This window comes from Krasilnikovia sp. MM14-A1004 (assembly GCF_047159485.1).
GTDB lineage: Bacteria > Actinomycetota > Actinomycetes > Mycobacteriales > Micromonosporaceae > Actinoplanes.
In genome coordinates this window covers 752,423-772,818 of the sequence record NZ_AP038773.1, presented here as the reverse complement: position 1 = coordinate 772,818, position 20,396 = coordinate 752,423, and the positions used below count along the sequence as shown (strand labels likewise).

At 70.2% G+C, this 20,396-nt stretch carries 18 protein-coding genes and 1 tRNA gene; 6 read left to right on the top strand and 13 right to left on the bottom strand.

Annotated features, from left to right (window positions below):
- Positions 1–117: 117 nt before the first annotated feature.
- Positions 118–306, bottom strand: a complete 189-nt coding sequence (locus ACMCNN_RS03685) for a hypothetical protein (protein WP_412744766.1) — start codon at positions 304–306, stop codon at positions 118–120.
- Between the two features lie 576 nt (positions 307–882).
- On the bottom strand, positions 883–1,449 hold the full coding sequence (locus ACMCNN_RS03680; RefSeq protein WP_412744765.1) for an RICIN domain-containing protein: 567 nt from the start codon (positions 1,447–1,449) through the stop codon (positions 883–885).
- Between the two features lie 518 nt (positions 1,450–1,967).
- On the opposite strand from ACMCNN_RS03680, the gene ACMCNN_RS03675 reads away from it, so the two are divergent.
- Positions 1,968–2,393 (top strand): hypothetical protein, encoded by a 426-nt coding sequence (locus ACMCNN_RS03675; protein WP_412744764.1) that lies wholly within the window; start codon positions 1,968–1,970, stop codon positions 2,391–2,393.
- 78 nt (positions 2,394–2,471) lie between these two features.
- On the opposite strand, the gene ACMCNN_RS03670 is transcribed toward ACMCNN_RS03675, so the two are convergent.
- The 3 genes from ACMCNN_RS03670 to ACMCNN_RS03660 all read right to left on the bottom strand — a co-directional run bounded on the left by ACMCNN_RS03670 (position 2,472) and on the right by ACMCNN_RS03660 (position 6,843).
- Positions 2,472–2,548, bottom strand: a tRNA-Met gene (locus tag ACMCNN_RS03670).
- A gap of 129 nt (positions 2,549–2,677) precedes the next feature.
- Entirely contained in the window at positions 2,678–5,632 is a 2,955-nt protein-coding gene (locus tag ACMCNN_RS03665) for a UPF0182 family protein (RefSeq protein WP_412747037.1), read from the bottom strand.
- Between the two features lie 182 nt (positions 5,633–5,814).
- Positions 5,815–6,843, bottom strand: coding sequence for a PDZ domain-containing protein (locus ACMCNN_RS03660; protein WP_412744763.1), 1,029 nt, complete (start codon positions 6,841–6,843; stop codon positions 5,815–5,817).
- Positions 6,844–6,988: 145 nt separating this feature from the next.
- Here ACMCNN_RS03660 and ACMCNN_RS03655 point away from each other — a divergent pair, with 145 nt between their 5' ends.
- Positions 6,989–8,254, top strand: coding sequence for a zinc-dependent metalloprotease (locus tag ACMCNN_RS03655; protein ID WP_412744762.1), 1,266 nt, complete (start codon positions 6,989–6,991; stop codon positions 8,252–8,254).
- Between the two features lie 43 nt (positions 8,255–8,297).
- Here ACMCNN_RS03655 and ACMCNN_RS03650 read toward each other — a convergent pair whose 3' ends face one another.
- Positions 8,298–8,894 (bottom strand): hypothetical protein, encoded by a 597-nt coding sequence (locus tag ACMCNN_RS03650; protein ID WP_412744761.1) that lies wholly within the window; start codon positions 8,892–8,894, stop codon positions 8,298–8,300.
- 46 nt (positions 8,895–8,940) lie between these two features.
- Entirely contained in the window at positions 8,941–9,471 is a 531-nt protein-coding gene (locus tag ACMCNN_RS03645; RefSeq protein ID WP_412744760.1) for a M48 family metallopeptidase, read from the bottom strand.
- 478 nt (positions 9,472–9,949) lie between these two features.
- On the opposite strand from ACMCNN_RS03645, the gene ACMCNN_RS03640 reads away from it, so the two are divergent.
- The 3 genes from ACMCNN_RS03640 to ACMCNN_RS03630 all read left to right on the top strand — a co-directional run bounded on the left by ACMCNN_RS03640 (position 9,950) and on the right by ACMCNN_RS03630 (position 12,932).
- Positions 9,950–10,111: a DUF5679 domain-containing protein gene (locus tag ACMCNN_RS03640; protein ID WP_015625326.1), complete on the top strand. Its 162-nt coding sequence runs from the start codon at positions 9,950–9,952 to the stop codon at positions 10,109–10,111.
- Positions 10,112–10,324: 213 nt separating this feature from the next.
- Positions 10,325–11,440: a ThiF family adenylyltransferase gene (locus ACMCNN_RS03635; protein ID WP_412744759.1), complete on the top strand. Its 1,116-nt coding sequence runs from the start codon at positions 10,325–10,327 to the stop codon at positions 11,438–11,440.
- Between the two features lie 145 nt (positions 11,441–11,585).
- Entirely contained in the window at positions 11,586–12,932 is a 1,347-nt protein-coding gene (locus ACMCNN_RS03630; protein ID WP_412744758.1) for an ABC1 kinase family protein, read from the top strand.
- A gap of 295 nt (positions 12,933–13,227) precedes the next feature.
- Here ACMCNN_RS03630 and ACMCNN_RS03625 read toward each other — a convergent pair whose 3' ends face one another.
- The 3 genes from ACMCNN_RS03625 to ACMCNN_RS03615 form a co-directional block, all read right to left on the bottom strand.
- Positions 13,228–13,587: a WhiB family transcriptional regulator gene (locus tag ACMCNN_RS03625; protein WP_412744757.1), complete on the bottom strand. Its 360-nt coding sequence runs from the start codon at positions 13,585–13,587 to the stop codon at positions 13,228–13,230.
- A 134-nt stretch (positions 13,588–13,721) separates the two neighbouring features.
- Complete coding sequence (locus tag ACMCNN_RS03620) at positions 13,722–14,000, bottom strand: hypothetical protein (protein ID WP_412744756.1); 279 nt, start codon at positions 13,998–14,000, stop codon at positions 13,722–13,724.
- 139 nt (positions 14,001–14,139) lie between these two features.
- Positions 14,140–16,278: an ATP-dependent DNA helicase UvrD2 gene (locus ACMCNN_RS03615; RefSeq protein WP_412744755.1), complete on the bottom strand. Its 2,139-nt coding sequence runs from the start codon at positions 16,276–16,278 to the stop codon at positions 14,140–14,142.
- An 81-nt stretch (positions 16,279–16,359) separates the two neighbouring features.
- Here ACMCNN_RS03615 and ACMCNN_RS03610 point away from each other — a divergent pair, with 81 nt between their 5' ends.
- Positions 16,360–16,623: a mycoredoxin gene (locus ACMCNN_RS03610; protein WP_412744754.1), complete on the top strand. Its 264-nt coding sequence runs from the start codon at positions 16,360–16,362 to the stop codon at positions 16,621–16,623.
- 64 nt (positions 16,624–16,687) lie between these two features.
- On the opposite strand, the gene nudC is transcribed toward ACMCNN_RS03610, so the two are convergent.
- Genes nudC through ACMCNN_RS03595 form a run of 3 tightly spaced genes read right to left on the bottom strand, consistent with a single transcriptional unit; the run spans position 16,688 to position 20,378 of the window.
- Positions 16,688–17,728 carry an NAD(+) diphosphatase gene (gene nudC / locus ACMCNN_RS03605; RefSeq protein WP_412744753.1) on the bottom strand — a complete coding sequence of 347 codons (1,041 nt, stop codon included), beginning with the start codon at positions 17,726–17,728 and terminating at the stop codon, positions 16,688–16,690.
- Positions 17,725–19,044: a M16 family metallopeptidase gene (locus ACMCNN_RS03600; protein ID WP_412747036.1), complete on the bottom strand. Its 1,320-nt coding sequence runs from the start codon at positions 19,042–19,044 to the stop codon at positions 17,725–17,727. Before ACMCNN_RS03600 ends, nudC begins: the two co-directional genes overlap by 4 nt.
- A gap of 26 nt (positions 19,045–19,070) precedes the next feature.
- Positions 19,071–20,378, bottom strand: coding sequence for a M16 family metallopeptidase (locus ACMCNN_RS03595; protein WP_412744752.1), 1,308 nt, complete (start codon positions 20,376–20,378; stop codon positions 19,071–19,073).
- Positions 20,379–20,396: the final 18 nt, after the last annotated feature.

The window sequence follows — 20,396 nt, the reverse complement described above, 5'->3', positions numbered from 1 at the left end:
CGTCCGCGACGGTCGTGGCGACCAAGGACGGCGACGCCGCTCTGTGGGTCCCGGTCGCCACGACCTGGATGCGTCCCTGTATGCCGGTTATCGACTGCGCGGCGCGTGACCGCCTCCCTACCTGGCGGCAAGCAGGAGACCGAACACTGTGAGCAGCGCCAGGGCCAGAATCCCGACCATGGTGAGAGCCACGCAGACGACGAACACGGCCAGGTTGGTCGCCACATAGCGAGCTCCCGCAACGCGCCGCTGCGGCTCGGCCACACGCGCTGGAGCCGAGTTGTCGCCGTCCTCGAAGAAGATCAAGCGCGGACCGTACTGCCGATCAGCGGCAGCAGGCTGTGAACCACTTCTCACCAGCGCGAATGCACACAACACCTGCACGCGTCGCGCCGAGATTCAGCACCGGCCGGATCCGGGACGAGCACAGAGCGCATCCAGTCCGCCCAGGGATCAACGCGCGCCAGAGACGGCAACGGAGGCGAAGGCCGTCGCGGCGGCGACCACGGCCAGAAGATCCGCGAGAGCCAGCAACCGACGAACGAACACACGATCTTCACACGCGCGCCCTGCCTGTTTCCGCAGGTCAGCGCGATGAACGTCGGTTTACGTACCCATATGAAACGGCCCCTCAGAGGGTCTCTGAGGGGCCGTTTCCCGTAGTAGCGGACTGGATTGAACCCTGCGACCTCTGGGTTATGCCGGGTCCTTCCGACGTCTCACCCGCCGCACGCTGTCGCGCCCGATCCGCAGAGCCTGGACGGACACCCGATCCACGTCTCGGTGCGTCTCAGCTCGACACCGGATTCTTCGTCTTCAGTCGTCTTGCCAGTCCAGCTTGATGTCCACGTGCCATGTGGTCGTGGAGCACCCGGGAATGTCTCAGACCTGCTTAGCGGGAACCCAGGTGAAGATCTCATTGGATGCACCGGCACCGCAGGTGTACTGAATCAGCTGAGTTCCGTTGGCGTTGGCCCCGTTCGGGAGGTTCAGACACTTGTGAGAATTCTGATTCACGATCTCGTACCAGGAATACCCGTTGGCATTCTTTACCCAGACCTGCTCCCACCTGTCGTTCTTGGCAGAGCTCGAGTCCGTGGTGCACGTGTACTGGATGATCTTGACACTATTGTTCAGGGATCCGCCCGGCACATTAAGGCATTTCCCGCTGTTGCCATTGATGATCTCGAAGTAGCCGCTTGACATTTTCCGCCAAATCCAGCGATGCCACAACGGCGTAATGCCCCCCGTGTTGTTGGGCAACGCCGCGCTGGCACAACTCCAAAGATCCGCGACCGTGCTATCCGACTTGGAACCATTTGGAATCTCCACGCACTTGGTGGAATTGGCATAAGGGCGGATCTCCCAAGGGCCGCTGTCCACAACAGCTGCCGACGCGGGGGTAGCGCTAAATATTGCGGCCGACGCAATCGTGGCGACAAACGCCATGGCTCCGAGGAACCTCTTACGGATGCTCAATGGAATTGCACCTTTCTGGGACTTACGGAGTACTTCTGATTACATCAGCCTGTCGAAGGGCGCTCTGCAGAGCTTCAGTGCGGCCCAATTGATTCAGCGCCTGATGTTCAGGTCGTCGCGGCTTGTCCTATTGACCAGCTTTTCGGAGCGCCTCGTCGCCGATCACCGGATGACCAAGAAAACCTACATTCTGCGAATAGCGCTTAAAACAGACCTACGTAGTATTGCCAAGGTGAATGAGATATGCATCAAGGAGGCTTCGTTGTTCTTTACGGAGCTAGATGATGTATGTCCGCTGTGTGAACCGCCCGAAGGGCTCGAGTCCGCCTAGCCACCTGGTTGACTCAGACATCCGCCAATCGCGGGCTCCTGGTCCCACATCCAGGTAATCGCCGAGTGAGAGCGGCCGTGGAGATCCAAGCGCTCGACCTCGACGCCGTCCGCAAGGACCTGTCCGAGGATGCCAGGGCTGACTCCCGGGGGGTACGGTGTTCCGTGCCGCCGCTACCTCCTCCGCATTGCTCGGGGTGTTCGGCACACCGCTTCAGGTCAGCCTCGCCCGGACCATCTACAACCCACGTCTTGGGGAGCCGGCGCGGTCGACGGCCCGCTGGGACTGGCCACCGAAAACCGTGAAGAACATCCACCGCGTGGTGCACCGCGGCGTCGCGATCCTCAGCTGCCACCTTGCGGGGCTGCACGACATCCGGCACACCTACGCGACCGTCTCCCTGGACGGCGGCGTGGTCCCGAAGGTTGTGGCGGACCGGATGGGCCACGCGACGATGGCCCACACACTCTCGATCTACACCCGCCGCTCGACCAGCCGCGACCGACAGGCCGCCGAGAAAGTCGCAGGCATGATCTTCGGCGACGGCTGGAGTCCCCCGGACAGCGACGACGAAACCGCCTGATCCTGCCGCTTGGCTGCAAAGCTGGCTGCACGAGGCAAGAAAAAGGCCCCTCAGAGATTCTCTGAGGGGCCTTTCCCGTGGTAGCGGGGACAGGATTTGAACCTGCGACCTCTGGGTTATGAGCCCAGCGAGCTACCGAGCTGCTCCACCCCGCGTCGGCCTGTTAACCCTAGCGCAATGCCGTAGCCGTCTGCAAAACCACCCCCCGAGACGCACGCCACACTCCCCTTCACGTTGAAGGCCCCGCCGCGGAAGCGACGGGGCCTTCATGACAAACCGGCAGGTCAACTACCCGGTGTCGGGTTCGTGGACGGTGGTGCTGAGGGTGCTCCCGAGGCCGGCGTCGACGGGCTCCCGGTCGGCGTGCCACCGGCACCGGCCGCCTTCTGCGCGTTCTGGAAGTTCGTCATGGCAGTGTCGAGCTGCTGCATGGCCTGACCCCAACGGGTGAAGTCACCCGACTGCTGGGCGGCCTTGACGTTGGCGATGGCCTGGTCCAGGTCGGCGGCGGCCTGGGCGAGCTGCCCGGTCAGTGCGGGCGGGGTGCCCGACGCCGGTGGTTTCCCGGTGTTGCCGCTGTTCGTTCCGGACTGGTTCTTGCCCTGCGCGACCAGCTGGTCGAGCCCTGCCTTGAGGCTGTTGGCCAGTACGACGTACTCGCCGCCGTCGCCGTAGGACATGAGGACCTTCTGGAGCAGCGGTACGGCGTTCTCCTGGCCGCTCTTGACGTACACCGGCTCGACGTACAGCATCCCGTCGCCGATGGGCAGGGAGATGAGGTTGCCGAACAGCACCTGACTCTGGTTGCTGTTCGACAGCAGGGTCAGTTCGGAACGTACGGCCGCGTTGTTTGTCATCTTCTGGTGGACCTGAACGGGGCCGGGGATCACCGTCTGGTCGGGCAGCTCCAGCACTTCCAGACGGGGCTGGTTGTCGACGTACGAGCCGGAGATCAGGGCGGCCAGGTTCTGCCGGTTGTTCGGCGTCACCGCCGAGGTGAGCTGGAACCGGGTGCCCTCCTGGCCGGGCAGCTGCACGTTGAGGTAGTACGGCGGCTGCTGCACCTGCCGGTCGGGGTTGTCCGGGGCGTTCGGGACCTGCCAGAAGTCCTGCCCGCTGAAGTACTCGGCGGGGTTGACGACGTGGAAGCGGGCCAGCAGGTTGCGCTGCACCTTGAACAGGTCGGCCGGGTACCGGAAGTGCTCGGCCAGGTCGGGCGGGGTTTCGGCCTTGGGGGTGATGAGGTGCCCGCCGAACGCCTTGTTCCACGCCTTGAGCACGGGGTCCTGGTCGTCGAACTCGTACAGGGTGACCGTGCCGTCGTACGCGTCGACGGTGGCCTTGACCGAGTTGCGCATGTAGTTGACGTTGTCGCGGGCCAGCGCGAACGTGCCCTGGTTCGTCAGCTCGTCGCGGGTCTGCTGCTGCAGGTTGATCTGCTGCGAGTACGGGTAGGTCGACGACGTCGTGTAGCCGTCCAGGATCCACTTGATCCGCCCGTCCACGACGGCGGGGTACGGGTCGCCGTCGATGGTCAGGAACGGCGCCACCTTCTCCACCCGGGTGCGCGGGTCGCGCACGTACATGAGCCGGGACTTGCTGTTGACCGCGTCGGAGAGCAGGAAGTTGCTCTCCGCGTTCTTGATGGCGAAGACGAAGCGGCGGAACGTCGAGCCGATCGGCACACCCCCGGTGCCGGTGTAGGTGTAGCGCTCCCCGGCGTTGTTGTCGCCGGGCTGGGGGCGGTCGAACTCGACGTTCTTGTTCTTGTCGGCCTGCCCGACGATGGCGTACTCGGTGGCCTGTTCGCCGTAGTAGACCCGCGGCTGGTCGACCTTGATCTCCTCGGTCGGCGACGAGCAGTTGGTCTGCTGGCCCGCGCCGAGGAAGCCGGAGACGAAGTACGGGAGGCCGCCGCCGCAGACCTGGTTCGCCGGGGCGGCCACCAGGCCGTACCCGTGGGTGAAGACGGTGTGGCGGTTGAGCCAGTTGCGCTGCTGCGGGGTGAGCTGGCCGTCGTTGATCTCGCGGACGCCGACCACGTAGTCGCGGGTGGTGCCAGCGGTGGTGTAGCGGTCGACGTCGAGCTTCTGGCCGAAGTCGTAGAAGCCGCGCACCTGCTGGGACTGGGTGAACGCCTCGGACACCAGCTGCGGATCGATCAGCCGGACGTTCTGGGCGCTGGTGTCGGCCGGCAGGTTCGCCGGCGGCGTGGTGTTCGACGCGAGGTACGCGCTCACCTGTGTCTTGTCCAGGCCGAACGCGGCACGGGTCGCCTCGATGGAGCGCGCGATGTACGGCGATTCCTTGTCCTGCAGGCTCGGCTGCACCTGGAAGTTCTGCACCGTGAGCGGGTAGATGCCGCCGATCGCGACCGCGGAGATGGCCAGCAGGCCGAGGGCGACGCCGGGCCAGACGAGGTTACGCATGACCGCGTTGGAGAAGACGATGATCGCGATCGCCACGACGATCGAGATGTACGCGAGGATCTCCTTGGCCGGCAGCAGCGCGTTGACGTCGGTGTAGCCCGCGCCGTACAGCCCCGGGGAGACGTGCTGTTCCAGCAGCAGGGCCCGCCGGTCGAGGATGTACGCGACCGCCTTGAGGAGCACGAAGAAGGCCACCAGGGTGGTCAGGTGGGCGCGCGCGGCCGACGTCATCCGGTCGCCGACGCCCTGCAGCCGGACCCCGCCGAAGATGTAGTGCACCGTCAGAGCGCCGATGACCGACAACACGATCGCGGTGAAGCCCACGCCGAGCAGATAGCGCCAGAACGGGTACTCGAAGACGTAGAAGCCGATGTCCACCTTGAACTGAGGGTCCTTGACGCCGAAGGGCTGGGCGTTGCGGAACAGCATCCAGTCCTTCCACCGGCTCTGGGCGCTCAGCCCGGCGAAGAAGCCGATGACGGCGCACACCACGGTGATCCAGGTGCCGATCCGCGGCGCGATGATCATGCGGTACCGCTCGAGGGTGGCCTGCTCGGCGGAGTGCGGACGCAGCATGGGCCGCAGCCGGTACGCCAGATACAGGTTCACGCCGATGATCACGGCCATGGCCAGGCCGACCGCCACGAACAGCAGCAACCGGGTCAGCAGGACCCCGGTGAAGACGTTCGTGAACGCGACCTCGTTGAACCACAGCCAGTCGGTGTACGCGTCGATGCCCCAGCCGAGCAGGGTGAACAGGAGGAAGACCCCCACCAGGACGCCCACGGTCACGCGACCACGGCGGCTCATCCTCGGCAGCGGGCTGCTACGCATGACCAACGTTGGCTCCACACACTCGGTCTCGCCGTCCGCCGGCCGCGGCGGCCGGCCGGTGACTCACACTACGATGCTGCCCGGGTGTACCCGGTACACCCGGACCGATTCTTGCGCGGCCGGGCGACGAACGGCGAGGCCACACGACGGCCCCCGGCTCACGCCGCCGGGCAGGGGGTCGGCGTGCCACCGCTGGTGAACGTCTTCACAGCCGTGAGGGCGTCGTCGACGGTGGCCACCTTCGCCATCGGCAGGCCGGGCACGGAGTTGCGCATCGCCTCGGCACAGTTGTCCGCCGGCACGAGGAACATCTGCGCCCCTGCCTCCTTGGCGCCGACCAGTTTCTGCGGGATTCCGCCGATCGGCCCCACGTTGCCGTCGTCGTCCATGGTTCCCGTACCGGCAATGATCTTGCCGCCGGTGAGGTCCGCCGGGGTGAGCTTGTCGATGATGCCCAGGGTGAACATCAGCCCGGCGCTCGGCCCGCCGATCTCGTCCAGGTCGATGCTCACCTTGAACGGGTGCGGCTGCCGCTTGTCGATCTCCACCCCGATCCGGGGGGTCTTGCCGTCCTTGTCCGCCTTGGTGGTGATCGAGGCCGTCCCCGGCTTGCCGTCCCGCGTGTACGCCACGGTCAGCGTGGCCCCGGCCGGCTTGGCCCGGATCAGCTCGGTCAGCTTCTGCGGACTGGTGACGGCGGTGCCGTCGACCGACGTGACGATGTCCTCGGCGCGCAGCTTGCCGTCCGACGCGCCACCCGCGGTGACCTTCTTCACGTACGTCTGCACGGGGTAGCCCAGCTTGCCCAGCGCCACCGTCTCCGCGGCGGACTGCGACGACTGGAACTCCTCCTTGTTGTCCTGCTCGACCTGCTTCTCCGTGCGGTCCGGCGGGTAGATCAGCTCGCGCGGCACGACCGCCTGCTCCTTGCTGAACCAGCCGCGGATCGCCCAGATCAGCTCGACGTCGGGCTGCACCCCCACGGTGGTCATGCGGAGCTGGCCGGCGGACGTCGAGGTGGGAGCGTCCTTGACCTGGATGACTTCCTTGCCGTTGTCCGAGCCGAGCGTGTTCACCGTCGGCCCCGGCTTGAGCACCACGTACGGCAGGGGCATGGCCATGACACCGATTGCCAGCAGCGCGGTGATCAGGGCGCCGAGGATGACGGTGACACCGCGACGTCTCATGCGCGGAAGCGTATCCAACCATTCTGAGTTCTCCCTGAGCTGGGACTTGAGCCGTGCTGAGCCGGAGCTGGCAACCTGCTGAGTTCTCTCTGAGCGGACACCTGCGTCAGTTCCGGGCGGGCGGTTCGCGCGTACCGTGGACCTCGTGCCTGATATCCCGTTCGGCTTCTCGCTGCCCGGCGCCCAGCCGCCGGACCCCTCCGACCCCCAGCAGATGCAGCAGTTCATGGCTCAGCTGCAGCAGATGTTCGCCTCCCCCGGCAGCGGCCCGGTGAACTGGGACCTCGCCCGGCAGGTGGCCGCCAGTCAGCTGGCCGCGGCGGGCGACCCCGCGGTGACCATCGTCGAACGCAACCAGGTCGAGGAGGCGCTGCGGCTGGCCGACCACTGGCTCGACCCGGTCTCCGCGCTGCCCTCGGGCATCCAGACCGCGGCCGCCTGGAACCGCAACGAGTGGATCTACAACACCCTCGACGTGTGGCGCAAACTGTGCGACCCGATCGCCGGGCGGATGGTCGGCGCGATGGGCGACCTCGTACCCGAGGAGGCGAGGGCCCAGCTCGGGCCGATGCAGTCGATGGTGGCGACCCTGGGCGGCGCGCTCTTCGGCGGCCAGCTCGGCCAGGCGCTGGGCCAGCTCGCGGCCGAGGTCCTCTCGGCCGGCGACATCGGCCTGCCGCTCGGCCCGGCCGGCACGGCCGCGCTCATCCCGGTCAACATCAAGGGGTACGGCGAGGGCCTGGAGCTGCCCGAGGACCAGGTCCGGCTGTACGTGGCACTGCGCGAGGCGGCCCACCAGCGGCTGTTCCAGCACGTCCCGTGGCTGCGCGCGCACGTGCTCAGCGCAGTGGAGACGTACGCAAACGGGATCACCGTCAACCGGGACGCGATCGAAGAGGCGATGAGCAGGGTCGACCCGTCCGACCCGGAGACGATGCAGGCCATGGCGCTGGAGGGCATCTTCACGCCGGAGGACACCCCGCAGCAGAAGGCCAGCCTGGCCCGCCTGGAGACCGCTCTGGCCCTGATCGAGGGCTGGGTCGGCACGGTAGTGGACAGCGCGGCCGGTGACCGGCTGCCGTCGGTGGCCGCGCTGGGCGAGGCGTTCCGGCGGCGGCGCGGCGCGGGCGGCCCCGCCGAGCAGACATTCGCGGCGCTGGTGGGTCTGGAGCTGCGGCCCCGGCGGCTGCGCGAGGCCGGGGCGCTCTGGGCGGCGCTCGGCGAGCAGCGCGGCATCCAGGGGCGCGACGGGCTCTGGGAGCACCCCGACCTGCTGCCGACCGACGACGACTTCGCCGACCCGCAGGCCTTCGCCAGTGCGCGGCTCGACTGGGACATCTCCGATCTGGAGAAGCTCGGCACGGACGACGAGAAGCCCGCCGAGGACGACGAACCCGGCGGCGAGGCGTAGGCCGACGGAGGTCCACCTCCGGGGCTCCACCGCCGGTCGGGGTTCAGCCGCCGAGCAGCGCACGGGTGGCGTCCCAGCCTTCGAGGGCCGGGTCGAGGGCGGACAGCTCGGCAGGGCCCCGCAGGCGGCGCCAGTCCGGGGTCGACTCGACCAGGCTGGGCTCGGGCGCCGTCCGGCGCAGCGCCATCGGGGCGGCCGCGTCCAGGCCCAGGTCGGGCAGCCAGTCCGGCACGGGCAGCCGCGCCGCCACACCGAACGCCCCCGGCCCCGGCACGGCGGGCGCCACCGCCACCGGCTTGGGGGACAGCGGGCGCAGCAGCTTGCCGAGGATCATTCCGGGTACGTCGGGAGCGTCCGCCGCGACGATCGCCGCCTCGTCGAAGCCGTCCGCGGCGGCCGCGGCGAACACCGGCCGTACGGTCAGGGTCGGCACCTCGTAGATCCGCATGCCGGGCCAGGCGATCTCCTCCGCGAGCGCCCGGTCTGCGGTGGTGGTGGCGATGGCGGCCTCGGCCCGGGCCAGCCGGGCCAGCAGGTCGGCCACGTCCTCGGCCAGCGCGGCACGCCAGGCGGCCGCGTCCGTGCCGGGCGGATGCCAGGGGACGGGTACGAGCAGCGCGACGACGATCCGCTTCACCACGTGCCGAGGCTAGCGAGCGCCTCCGACAGTTCGGCGCGGCCGGCGGTCAGTCGTCGAGGACCAGGCCGGTGGCGGCCGAGATGCCCTCCAGGTAGCCGCGGGCGCGCTCGGACTTCGGATAGCGGTTGACCAGGTCCCAGAAGCGCGCGCTGTGGCTCGGCACGACCAGGTGGGCGAGCTCGTGCAGCAGCACGTAGTCGATGACCCAGTCGGGCATCTCCTGGATCCGGTGGGAGATGCGGATCGTGCCGTCGTCGGGGGTGCAGGAGCCCCAGCGACCGTTCTGGTTCGTCACCCAGCGGACGCTGTTGGGCGCGGCGTTGAGCGCGTGGTCGGCGAGGTAACGGTTGACCAGCCGCCGGGCGCGCAGTTGCAGCTCGTCGTCGGTGCGCCGGATGCGCTCCTCGCGGGCGGCCAGCCGGGCGAGCATCCGGGCGACCCATTCGGTCTCCTCGGCTCGGGAGAACCGGTCCGGAATGAGGACGACTACCCGTTCACCGTCGCGGTAGGCGGACACCGTTCGGCGACGGCGCTGGCTGCGCCGCACCTCGACGACAGGCTTGCGCGTGCGGGCCATTACCGGCTCGCGCGGCCCAGTTTCGGGTTCACGTTGAGACGCTAATCCGAGAGCCCCAGGTCACCGCAAGAGCACAGCGGGCGACACGCGGCAGAAATTTAAGGTTTGTACCGATGCGCCCGGAAGATTTTTCCGCGCCGCACCGCGGGGTCACCCGATCCGGACCACGATAGCTCACATCGGGGGCAGGGCTGCGGCGGCGCCTATCTGTACTGTTTGGGAGCTTCTGAGCGTATTCCTCGGCGTGTCTCGGCATATCTGCCCCTATTCGGACATCTCGCATCGCACACTCACGACGTCGGCGACACCGTCGACGTCCGCGCCGACATGGAAACGGCCCGACCTGGGTAGGGAGCGCCCCGAGCGGGTGGCCACATCCAGGTGGTCGCGGAGCGGCCCAGCGCCGCACGGGAAGCGGTCCCACCGCAGCCCGGTGGCACCCGGGCCGACCCGGCCGACAACGAGACGAGGAGGAACCGTGGCCGACAACACGTACAACGGCTACTGCGTGAAGTGCAAGGAGAAGCGCGACTTCCAGGGCACCGTGGAGGTTTCGAAGACGGGCATGAACATGGCCAAGGGCAAGTGCCCGGTCTGCGGCACGACCGTGAACCGGATCCTGGGCAAGGCCAAGGCCTGATCGCCGGTCGGGCCGGAGGGGGCGACGCCGGAGTCGCCCCGTCCGGCCGTAACCCGTGGCGGTCCCGCCACGTTAGGTGATTGTCGGGCACACCCACAGCCACGTGAGGCTGTGGATAACTCGCGTTTGCCTGTGGATAACGCTGCGCGAGCGGGTGCGGCCCTGTGGACAACCATCTCCGCAGAGCGCTGCCGTAGTGACAATCTGTCACCCATGACGCGGACACCTCTGCTGCGACCGACATTGCTGCCCGGCGTACCGCGGATCTGGCGCGGGTCGCACACGCTGCAGCTCGGGCTCGATCCCGGCCGGGCCATCCTGCTCGAACTGCCGGACCCGCGCACCGCCGCTCTGCTCGACCTGCTCGACGGCACCCGGCCGGAACGGGTGGTCCTCGCCCGCGCCGCAGCGCTCGGCGTGCCGCCCGACGACGCGCGGACGTTGCTGGACGCCCTGCACACCGCCGGTTACGTGCTGGCCGGGCGCAACCTGCTGCCCAGCGCGCTGCCGGCCGACACCAGGGACCGGCTCACCGGAGAGGCCGCCGCCCTGGCGCTGCGGCGTACGGGCCCGCCGCCGCGCGTACCCGCGCCGTCCACCTCGACCCCCGCGCGCACCCTGCGGCGCCGGGCCGCGGCGCAGGTCGTGGTCGCCGGGCGGGGTCGGCTCGGCGCACCGATCGCGGTGGCCCTCGCCGCCGCCGGAGTCGGCCATGTCGATCCGGATCTCCCGGGCCACGTCAGCCGCGCCGACCTGCCCGGCGGCCCCCTGACCAGCGACGACGTCGGCACGCCCCGGCGAGCGGCCGTCGCCGCGGCAGTCCGCCGCGCCGCGCCCGAGGCCCGAACCGGACCGGTCCGCCGCGGCCAGGCCACGCTGGTCGTCCAGCTCGGGCACGACCAGCCCGCCGCGCTGCTGGCCGCCGCCCACGCGGCACGCCGCCAGGCCCACCTCGCCGTGACCGTCCAGGACGGCGTCGCGGTCGTGGGCCCGCTCGTACCGCCCGCGGGTGGACCGTGCCTGAACTGTCTCGACCTGCATCGGCGCGAGCGCGACACGGGCTGGCCGGGTGCCGCGCCCGGCCCGGGCGCGGCCGAACCCTGCGCCGTGACCACCCTGCTGGCCGCCACCGCGTACGCCGCGGCCGAGGCGCTGACGTACCTCGACGGCGGCATCGCGGAGACGCTGGGCGGAGCGGTGGAGATCGGCGCGCCCGGACGGATCCGGCGGCGCACCTGGCCACCACATCCCGACTGCGGCTGCAGCCGCACCCGAGGCGCCCGCCGGCTCCCAGCCGGACGAGACCCGGCCCCTGGCGAGCCGGAATAGTGGCGAGCCGGAATAGACCTCGCCTGGCGTGGGGCGCCGGCAACTGACGCTTTCCGGGCGGGATAACCCGGACTTGCAGCGCGGCCGGGAGCAAAGGTATTCATCCCGGTCGGTGACACTCGGCACGGTCGGTCACAATGATCTGGTGAGCGACATCCCGCGTCGCGCGGCCTCCCGGACCGCGAAGCTTGCCGCGCTGCCCCTCGGCTTCGCCGGACGTACGGCGCTCGGGTTCGGCAAGCGGGCCGTCGGCATGGCCTCCGAGGTCATCTCGGCCGACATCCAGCAGCGCACCGCCGAACAGCTGTTCAGCGTCCTCGGCCAGCTCAAGGGCGGCGCGATGAAGTTCGGCCAGGCGCTGTCGGTGTTCGAGGCGGCCCTGCCCGAGGAGATGGCCGGGCCGTACCGGCAGGCGCTGACCAAGCTGCAGGAGGCGGCGCCGCCGATGCCGGTCGCCACGGTGCACAAGGCCCTGGCCGAGCAGCTGGGTGCGGACTGGCGGGAGCACTTCGCCGAGTTCGACGACAGCCCGGCCGCCGCGGCCAGCATCGGGCAGGTCCACCGGGCGGTGTGGAAGCTGCCGCCGGCCCGCCGCAACGCGAAGCCCAAGACGATGGCCGTCGCGGTGAAGGTGCAGTACCCCGGCGCCGGGGAAGCCCTGCTGGCCGACCTCAAGCAGCTGTCCCGGCTGGCCGGAATGTTCAAGATCATCCATCCGGGGATGGACATCAAGCCGCTGCTCGCGGAGCTGCGCGACCGGATCACCGAGGAACTCGACTACGCCATGGAGGCCGAGGCGCACCGGACCTTCGCCGCAGCGTACGCCGACGACCCGGAGATCTTCGTCCCGCGGGTGGTCACGGCCGCCCCGCGCGTGCTGGTCACCGAGTGGGTCGAGGGCACCCCACTGGCGCGGGTGATCAGCGACGGCGACGAGGCGCAGCGCGACGAGGCGGGCCGGCTCATGGCCGTATTGCACTTCTCCGCTCCCGCCCGGGCGGGGCTGCTGCACGCCGACCCGCACCCCGGGAACTACCGAATCCTGCCGGACGGGCGGCTCGGCGTCATCGACTTCGGCGCGGTGGCCCGGCTACCCGGCGGTCACCCGGAGCCGATCGGTCGTCTCGTCCGCCTCGCGCTGGACGGCGACGCCGAGGCGGTCGCCGACGGACTGCGCGACGAAGGCTTCATCAAGCCCGACGACGAACTCGACGCGGTGGCCGTACTGAACTTCCTGCGCCCGATGATCGAGCCGCTGGCCGGTGACACGTTCCGGTTCACCCGATCGTGGCTGCGCTCCGAGGCCGGGCGGTTGTCCAGCCCGCGGTCCCCGGCGTACCAGCTCAGTCGCAAGCTCAACCTGCCGCCGTCGTACCTGCTGATCCACCGGGTGACGCTGGGCTCGATCGCGGTGCTGTGCCAGCTGGAGGCGCAGGCGCCGTACCGATCGATCGTGGAGAAGTGGCTGCCCGGTTTCGCCCCGGTGGCCTGACGCCCGGCAGACATCGCGAAGAGGGCCCGTCCGCGCATCGCGGACGGGCCCCTTGTCATCTCAGCGGATCACGTGCTCGATCGGTCAGTAACGGATTCCGCCCAGCTCGCCGGCGGCGCGGTAGCGCGCCTCGGTGGCGATCTGACGAGCGGGACGGTGCGCCTCAGTGCGGTACGCCTGAGGCCGACGCATTCGAGCACGGGACAACGCTTCTTGGATGAGTCTCATCTTCGGTGCTCCATTCGGGTTCACGGTTACGGTGCTCGTCTCTCGGTAAGGGGTGGTGATGGTCATGTCAGGCCGCCAGTCGCACGGCGTTGCGCTCGAGACCGCTGGCGGCGAGCCGCTCCTCGACCTCGACCTTGAGCTCGGCGTCGCGCGCGACGTCGACCTTCCGGGGCCGACCCCGCGGCCGCTTGCGCGGCACCACGGCACCCCGCTCGAAGATCTCGCCGCCCCAGACACCCCAGGGCTCGTTCCGCTCGACCGCACCGGCGAGGCACTCGACGCGCAGCGGGCAGTCCCCGCAGAGCGACTTGGCCAGCTCCAGCTGGGCCGGGGAGTCCGAGAACCACAGGTCCGGGTCGAACTTCCGACAGGGCAGGTTTGCCTCCACGTCGACGCTCACGTCGAGTGGGGCCAGCGCCAGACTCATAAAGCCCGGTCACCTCTCTCTTTCTCGATCTTCTGGATCGGTCGTGCACCGGCCGGTAGGCCGGCAAATAAGTAAGGCCGCGGATCCCGGTTACGGGTTCCGCGGCCTCGAGGTGAGCCGGTTGGTCTGGTTGATCAGACCGGCCTTCCTCGAGGCGGGACACCGCTGGCGCCATCCGTCATGCGCTTCTTGGAGACGCTGTTGCTGCCCTTGAACCCAGTGGTCCCGTACTTCGCATCGACGCCCGCGAGCAGAGCCAGCTCGGCCTGGCTCTGGACCTGGTGCGCCTGCGACAACGGGGCCCGCTCGACCGCGAGCACCGCGACGCGCGCGGTGGACGGCAGCCAGGAAGCGGACGGAGCACAGGCAGCAACAGGCAGCAGCGACGGTCGCTGAATCGTGAAGATCTTCATCGTTGCCACCTCCTCCATTGCCTCGCGCTCGATTCCGATGTCTTACAGACCCCCGGTGAGCAGGGTTGATACCCGTGCTCGTCGAGGTGTGCCATGAGGCTATGCCTACCCCCGCGGGGAGGGCAAACGAATTAACGGACTAGTTCTCAAAGTTTTTTCGGGGCAGCTCGGCGGGGTCCGCGCCGGTCACGAGCGCGAACACCGCATCGCCGTACTGGCCGAGCTTGCGGGGGCCGATCCCGCCGATGGCCAGCAGCTCCGCCGGAGTGCTCGGGCGCCGCTCCGCCAGGGCCACCAGCGTGGCGTCCGTGAACACGACGTACGCAGGGACTTTCTGCTCGGCCGCGGCGGTCGCACGCCACTGCAGGAGGCGCTCGTACAGCTCGGGGTCCAGGTCTGAGGGGCAGGTGGCGCAGCGGCCCAGTTTGCGGTCGGCACCGGCCAGCAGCGTCGAGCCGCAGATCCGGCAGGACACCACCCGCGGGGGGCGCCGGTCGGGTTTGCGACTGCCGGGCGGCCTGGCGCGTTCCGGGCCGCCCGTGCCGTCGAGCTGGGGCAGGAAGCGGCAGGGTCGCCGGGCCCGGCCGCCCGGCGAGCGCGACTGCCCGTACGACAGCCAGAGCCACTGACGGGCCCGGGTCACCCCGACATAGAGCAGGCGGCGTTCCTCCTCCACCTGGTCGGGGGTCTTCGCGTACGTGGTGGGCAGGGTGCCCTCGGCCAGCCCGACCAGGAACACCGCGTCCCACTCCAGGCCCTTCGCCGAGTGCAGGGAGGCCAGCGTGACCCCCTCGACCGTGGGGGCGTGCTGCTGCTCGGCGCGGCGGGCCAGCTCGTCGCAGAACGCGGCCAGCGACACGTCCCGCTGCACGGCGGCCGCCTCGCCGACCGGTACGAGCTGCGGCGCGGCCGCGTACTCCTCGGCGAGGGTAACCAGCGCGGCCAGGGCCTCCCACTGCTCGCGCTGCGCCCCGCCCGCCGGGGGCCGGTCGCGCACCCAGCCGGTCGCGGACAGCGCTTCGGTCACCGCCTCCACCAGCGGGGTCTCCCCCGGCGTGGAACGCACGGCCGCACGCAACGCGACCATCGCCCCGCGCACCTCGGCCCGTTCGAAGAACCGCTCCGCACCCCGCACCACGTACGGCACCTCGGCCTCGGCCAGCGCCTCCTCGTACGCCTCCGACTGGGCGTTGGTCCGGAAGAGCACCGCGATCTCGCTGGCCGGAGTGCCCGCGGCCAGCAGATCCCGGCAGCGGCGGGCCACCGCGGCGGCCTCGGCGGGCTCGTCCGGGAAGATCTTGAGGTCGGGCTCGGGCCCCGGCGGCCGCTGGCCCACCAGTTCCAGCCGCAGCCGCGCCTCGCTGCCCCGTGCCTGCCGGATGACCGCGTTGGCCAGCCCGACCACCTGCGGGGTGGAGCGGTAGTCGCGCACCAGGCGGACCACCACGGCGCCGCGGCGCTGCCGCGGGAAGTCGATCAGATACGACGCGGTGGCGCCGGTGAACGAGTAGATCGTCTGGCTGGCGTCGCCGACCACGGTCAGGTCGTCACGGCCGCCCAGCCACGCCTCCAGCAGCCGCTGCTGCAACGGATTGACGTCCTGGTACTCGTCGACGACGAAGTGCCGGTACTGCGCGCGGATCTGCTCGGCGACGTCCGGGTGCTCCTCGATGCCCCAGACCGCGGCGCGCAGCATGTCCTCGAAGTCGATCACACCCTGGCGGCGCTTGAGCGACTCGTACGCCGCGAAGACCTCGGCCACCTTGGCGGGCTCGTGCGGCGGCTCACGCTGGGCCTTGGCCGCGGCGACCGCATACTCCCCCGGCTCGACCAGGGAGGACTTCGCCCACTCGATCTCGCCCGCGAGATCGCGGGCACCGCTGCGGTCGACCCGGACCCCGGCGCGGGCGGCGGCGAGGCCGACCAGCCGGGCCTTGCTCTCCATCAGCTCCGGCATGGCCCGGCCCGCCAGCAGCCGGGACGCGAAGTAGCGGACCTGGCGCAACGCCGCGGCGTGGAACGTCCGCGCCTGCACGCCGGAGGCGCCCAGCCCGGCGAGCCGGGCCCGCATCTCGGCGGCCGCCCTGGCGGTGAACGTGACCGCGAGCACATGACGCGGGCTGATCTCGCCGGACGCGGCACGGTACGCGATCCGGTGCGTGACGGCGCGCGTCTTGCCTGTACCGGCCCCGGCCAGGACGCAGACCGGCCCGGCGGGCGCGGTCACCGCCGTACGCTGCTCCGGGTCGAGCCCGGCAAGTACGCGCTCCGCTGTCACAACCGGGAATCATGGCACCCCCGTCCGACGTTTCCACCGAAGGCGCTGTGCCATGTGATCCTCTGCGAAGGGACGACTCCGATGTTGACCATGTACTCGACGCCGTGGTGCGGCTACTGCCACCGCTTGAAGTCGCAGCTCGACCGCGAGGGCATCGCCTACGACGTGGTCGACATCGAGCAGGATCCGGCCGCGGCGGATTTCGTGATGAGCGTGAACGGCGGCAACCAGACCGTGCCGACCGTACGCATCGTGCCCGCCGACGGCGGTACGGAGGTCGTCCTGACGAACCCGAGCATCGTCCAGGTCAAGAGCGCGCTGGCCGGCTCGGGCGTGGCGGGCTGACCCAGCCGAGACCGATCGCGAAGACCCCGGCTCAACACCGGGGTCTTCGCATGTCCGCACCTTCTCAGGCGCCCAGCCAGCGCTCGATCAGGAAGAATGCGATCGACGAGCGCATCGGCAGGCCCATCCGCATCCCGCTGCCCGGCTGCACGTATTCGCCCGCGATCATCGCTGTCACGTCGGCGCGGGTGAACCACTCCGCGTCGTCGATCTCCGCCGGATCCAGCACCAGCACCTGGTCGGCATCGGCGACCGCCGTGAAGCCGAGCATCAACGACCCCGGAAACGGCCACGACTGGCTGCCCTCGTAGTGCAGGCTGCTCAGCCGTATCCCGACCTCCTCGATCACCTCGCGCACGACGGCGGCCTCGGCCGACTCCCCCGGCTCGACGAAACCGGCCAGGCAGGAGTACCGGCGCACCTCGCCGATCTGCGGCCAGGACGCATTGTGTCCGAGCAGGCACCGGCCCTGCGGCCCGGGCACCCCGTCATGCACCAGCACGATCATCGCGGGGTCGGTGCGCGGCCACATCTGGCCGCCGTCATCGTCCACCCGCGACCAGCCCGCCTCGATCACCCGGGTCGGCCGCCCGGTGCGCGGTGAGAACAGGTGCGTGGCGTGCCAGTTGCCCAGCGCGGCGGCCGCCGCGAACACTCCGGCGTCGTTGGCGTCGAGCAGATGCCCGATGTCGCGCAGGGTCGCGGGACGTGCGTCGGGCAGCTCGGGCAACGCCGCGTCGATCATGAAAACCGGGCTGCCGTCCACGTCGATACCGAGGAACAAGCGCTCCCCGTCTGGCGCCTCGGCGGCCGTGACGAACACCAGCACCGCACCGCCGGTCGCGTCCTTCACCAGGGCGCGGCCGCCGTTGACGATGTCGACGACGAGCACCTTGGCTTCCCGCCACGCATGGGCCAGCCAGTCGGGATTGCTGCGCCGGTGCGCGGCCCGGTTGAGCAACGTACGGGCCAGCGGTGGCCCGTCCGCGTCGGGCTCCTCGAAGAGGCCGTCACGCGGCCCGTAGTTCCAATCCTCACCATAGTCCGGGACGATCCCGGCGGCGGGGGCTCCCTCTGCGCCGGGGACGGCGGCCGGAATACTCATCCCTCGCTGCGTTCCACCGGGGTCAGCGCGGCCAGCGGCGCCTCCACCTTGTCCGCGTCGCCGAGCACCACCGTCACGGCCAGCGACGGGGCCAGGTAGCGGGAGGCCACCTCGGCCACCTGCTCCCGGGTCGCCGCGGCCAGCGCGGCCGAGTGCTCCCGCAGGTAGTCCAGGCGCAGGCCGAAACTGGCGTACATGCTGGCGAGGCCCGCGAGTCCGGCCTGGGTGGACATGCCGAGGCGCAGCGTGCCCAACGCGTACCGCCGGGCCTGCTCCAGCTCCTCCTCGCCGGGCGGGAGGCTGGCGATGCGGCCCAGCTCGTACAGGGTCTCCAGCATCGCGGGGCCGGTCACCTCGGTGGCGACCTCGGCCGCCACGATCAGCGCGGAACCGGCCACGAAGTGCTCGATCGAGGTGTGCGGGCCGTACGTGTAGCCCTTGTCCTCGCGGATGTTCTCCACCCACCGGGAGGAGAAGTAGCCGCCGAAGATCAGGTTGGCCAGTTGCAGCGCCGCGCTGTCCGGGTGCGTGCGCGGCACGGCGGGCAGCGCCATGCGCAGCGACGACTGCACCGAACCCGGCCGGTCCACCAGCACCAGCGGGCCCGGCTCCAGCGCCGGGACGGCCGGGATGCTGCCGTCGCGGCCCGGGCCGATCCAGCCGCCCAGGGCCTTCTCGGCGGCGTCGATCGCCTTCTCCGGGTTGAGGTCGCCGACCAGCACCAGCGTGGCGCCGTCGGGGCGGACCCGGTCGGCGTGCAGGGCGCGCAGCTGCGCCGGGCGCACCCCGCGCACCTGCTCAGGTTCCGGCGTCTGCACCGCGTACGGGTGGCGGCCGTACATGCGCTTGAGCAGCGCCGTACGGGCCAGGTGGGCGGGCTGGCTCTGCGCCACCTGGATGTGGTCGACCAGCCGTTCCCGTTCGGTCGCCACCTCCTCCGCCGGGTACGCCGGGTCGGTGAGCACCGCCGCGAGGATCTCCAGGGTGCGCTCCAGGCCCCCGGCCAGCGCGTTGCCGGTGACCAGCAGGCGGTCCGGGTCCAGCCCGGCGGCGAGTCCACCGCCGACGGCCTGCAGCTCGGCGGCGATCTCGATGCTGGACATCGTGCCCGTGCCGGTGAACATCGCCTGCGACAGCAGCGTCGCCCGGGGCAGCGGCGCCCGCCCGAACGGCACCCGCAGCCGCACCTCCACCAGCGGCACCGCGGCGCGCCGGATGGCGATCACGGTGAGCCCGTTGTCCAGCGTCCGCTCGGCCTGCTTGGGCAGCTTGAGCTGGGCGTCCGGCACCAGGTCGGGCAACGTCTTCGCGCTCACTGTCTTCGCGCTCACTGTCTTCGCGCTCACTGGGCGGCTCCCGGTACGACCTCGACGGTGGCGCGGCGCTCCGGCCGCAGGGTGGCGGCGGCCGCGACGACCTGTGCCTCGGTGACCTGCCCGACCAGGCGGGGCAGATCGTTGAGCAGTTCCGGTGCGCCGCGCTGCTGTTCCAGCACGGCCATCGGCAACGCCCGGCCCAGCACCGCGTCGGTGTCGCGCAGCAGGTGCGTGGCCATCCGGGCCTGCGTGCGGGCCAGCTCGCCGGGGCGCAGCCCGTCGCTCGCCAGCCGGTCCAGCTCCTCGTCGACCGTACGCAGAACCTTGTCGGCGTCCCCGCCCGGCGGCAGATGCGCCTGCAGCAGCAACGCGGTCGGGTTGCGCACCTGGTACTCGTCGCCCATGAAGCCGATGTAGCCGCCCACGTTCGTGGCCGTCCGGTCGCGCTGCACCAGCCGCTCCACCAGCCGCGACGCGTCGCCGTCGGTGAGCACCTCGGCCAGCACCACGAACGGCAGGTAGGCCGCGAAATCACCGATCGGGTCGGGCACCCGCCAGCCGCTGGCCACCGCGGGCAGCGGCGCCAGCCGGTCCGTGTACGCCTCGCGGCGCTCGCCGGACAGGTCGGGCTCGTCGAAGTCGGGGCGCGGCGGCGCCGGGCGGGCCGGGACGTCACCGAAGTGCCGTTCGATCATGGCGGTCGCCTGCGCCACGTCGAAGTCACCGGCGACCGACAGCACCGCGTTGCCGCAGGCGTAGTAGCGCTGGAAGAACTCCTGCGCGTCGGCGACCGTGGCGCTCTCCAGGTCCTCGAACGAGCCGTACCCGTCGTGCTCGTTGGGGAAGGTGGAGAACATCACCGGGGGCAGCTTCAGCCAGGGGAAGCCGCCGTACGGTCGGTTGAGGACGTTGACCCGGATCTCCTCCTTGACCACGTCCACCTGGTTGCGCAGATTCTCCTCGGTGAGCCGGGGACCACGCATCCGGTCGGCTTCGAGGAACAGCGCCCGTTCCAGGGCGCCCGCCGGGAGCACCTCGAAATAGTCGGTGTAGTCGAGGTGGGTGGAGCCGTTGAAGCTGCCGCCGGCACCCTGTACGTGCCGGAAGTGGGCGAGCTTCTCCAGGTTTTCCGAGCCCTGGAACATGAGGTGCTCGAAGAGGTGCGCGAAGCCCGTCCGGCCCTGCGGCTCGGAGCGGATGCCCACGTCGTAGACGACCGCGACGCCGACCACGGGGGCGCTGCGGTCGGGCGCGAGGACCACCCGCAGACCGTTGTCGAGAGTGAGCCGTTCGATCGGATACTTCGTCGCGGGGATCTTCAGTGTGCGGGCCACGAAGTGACAGTAGCGCGC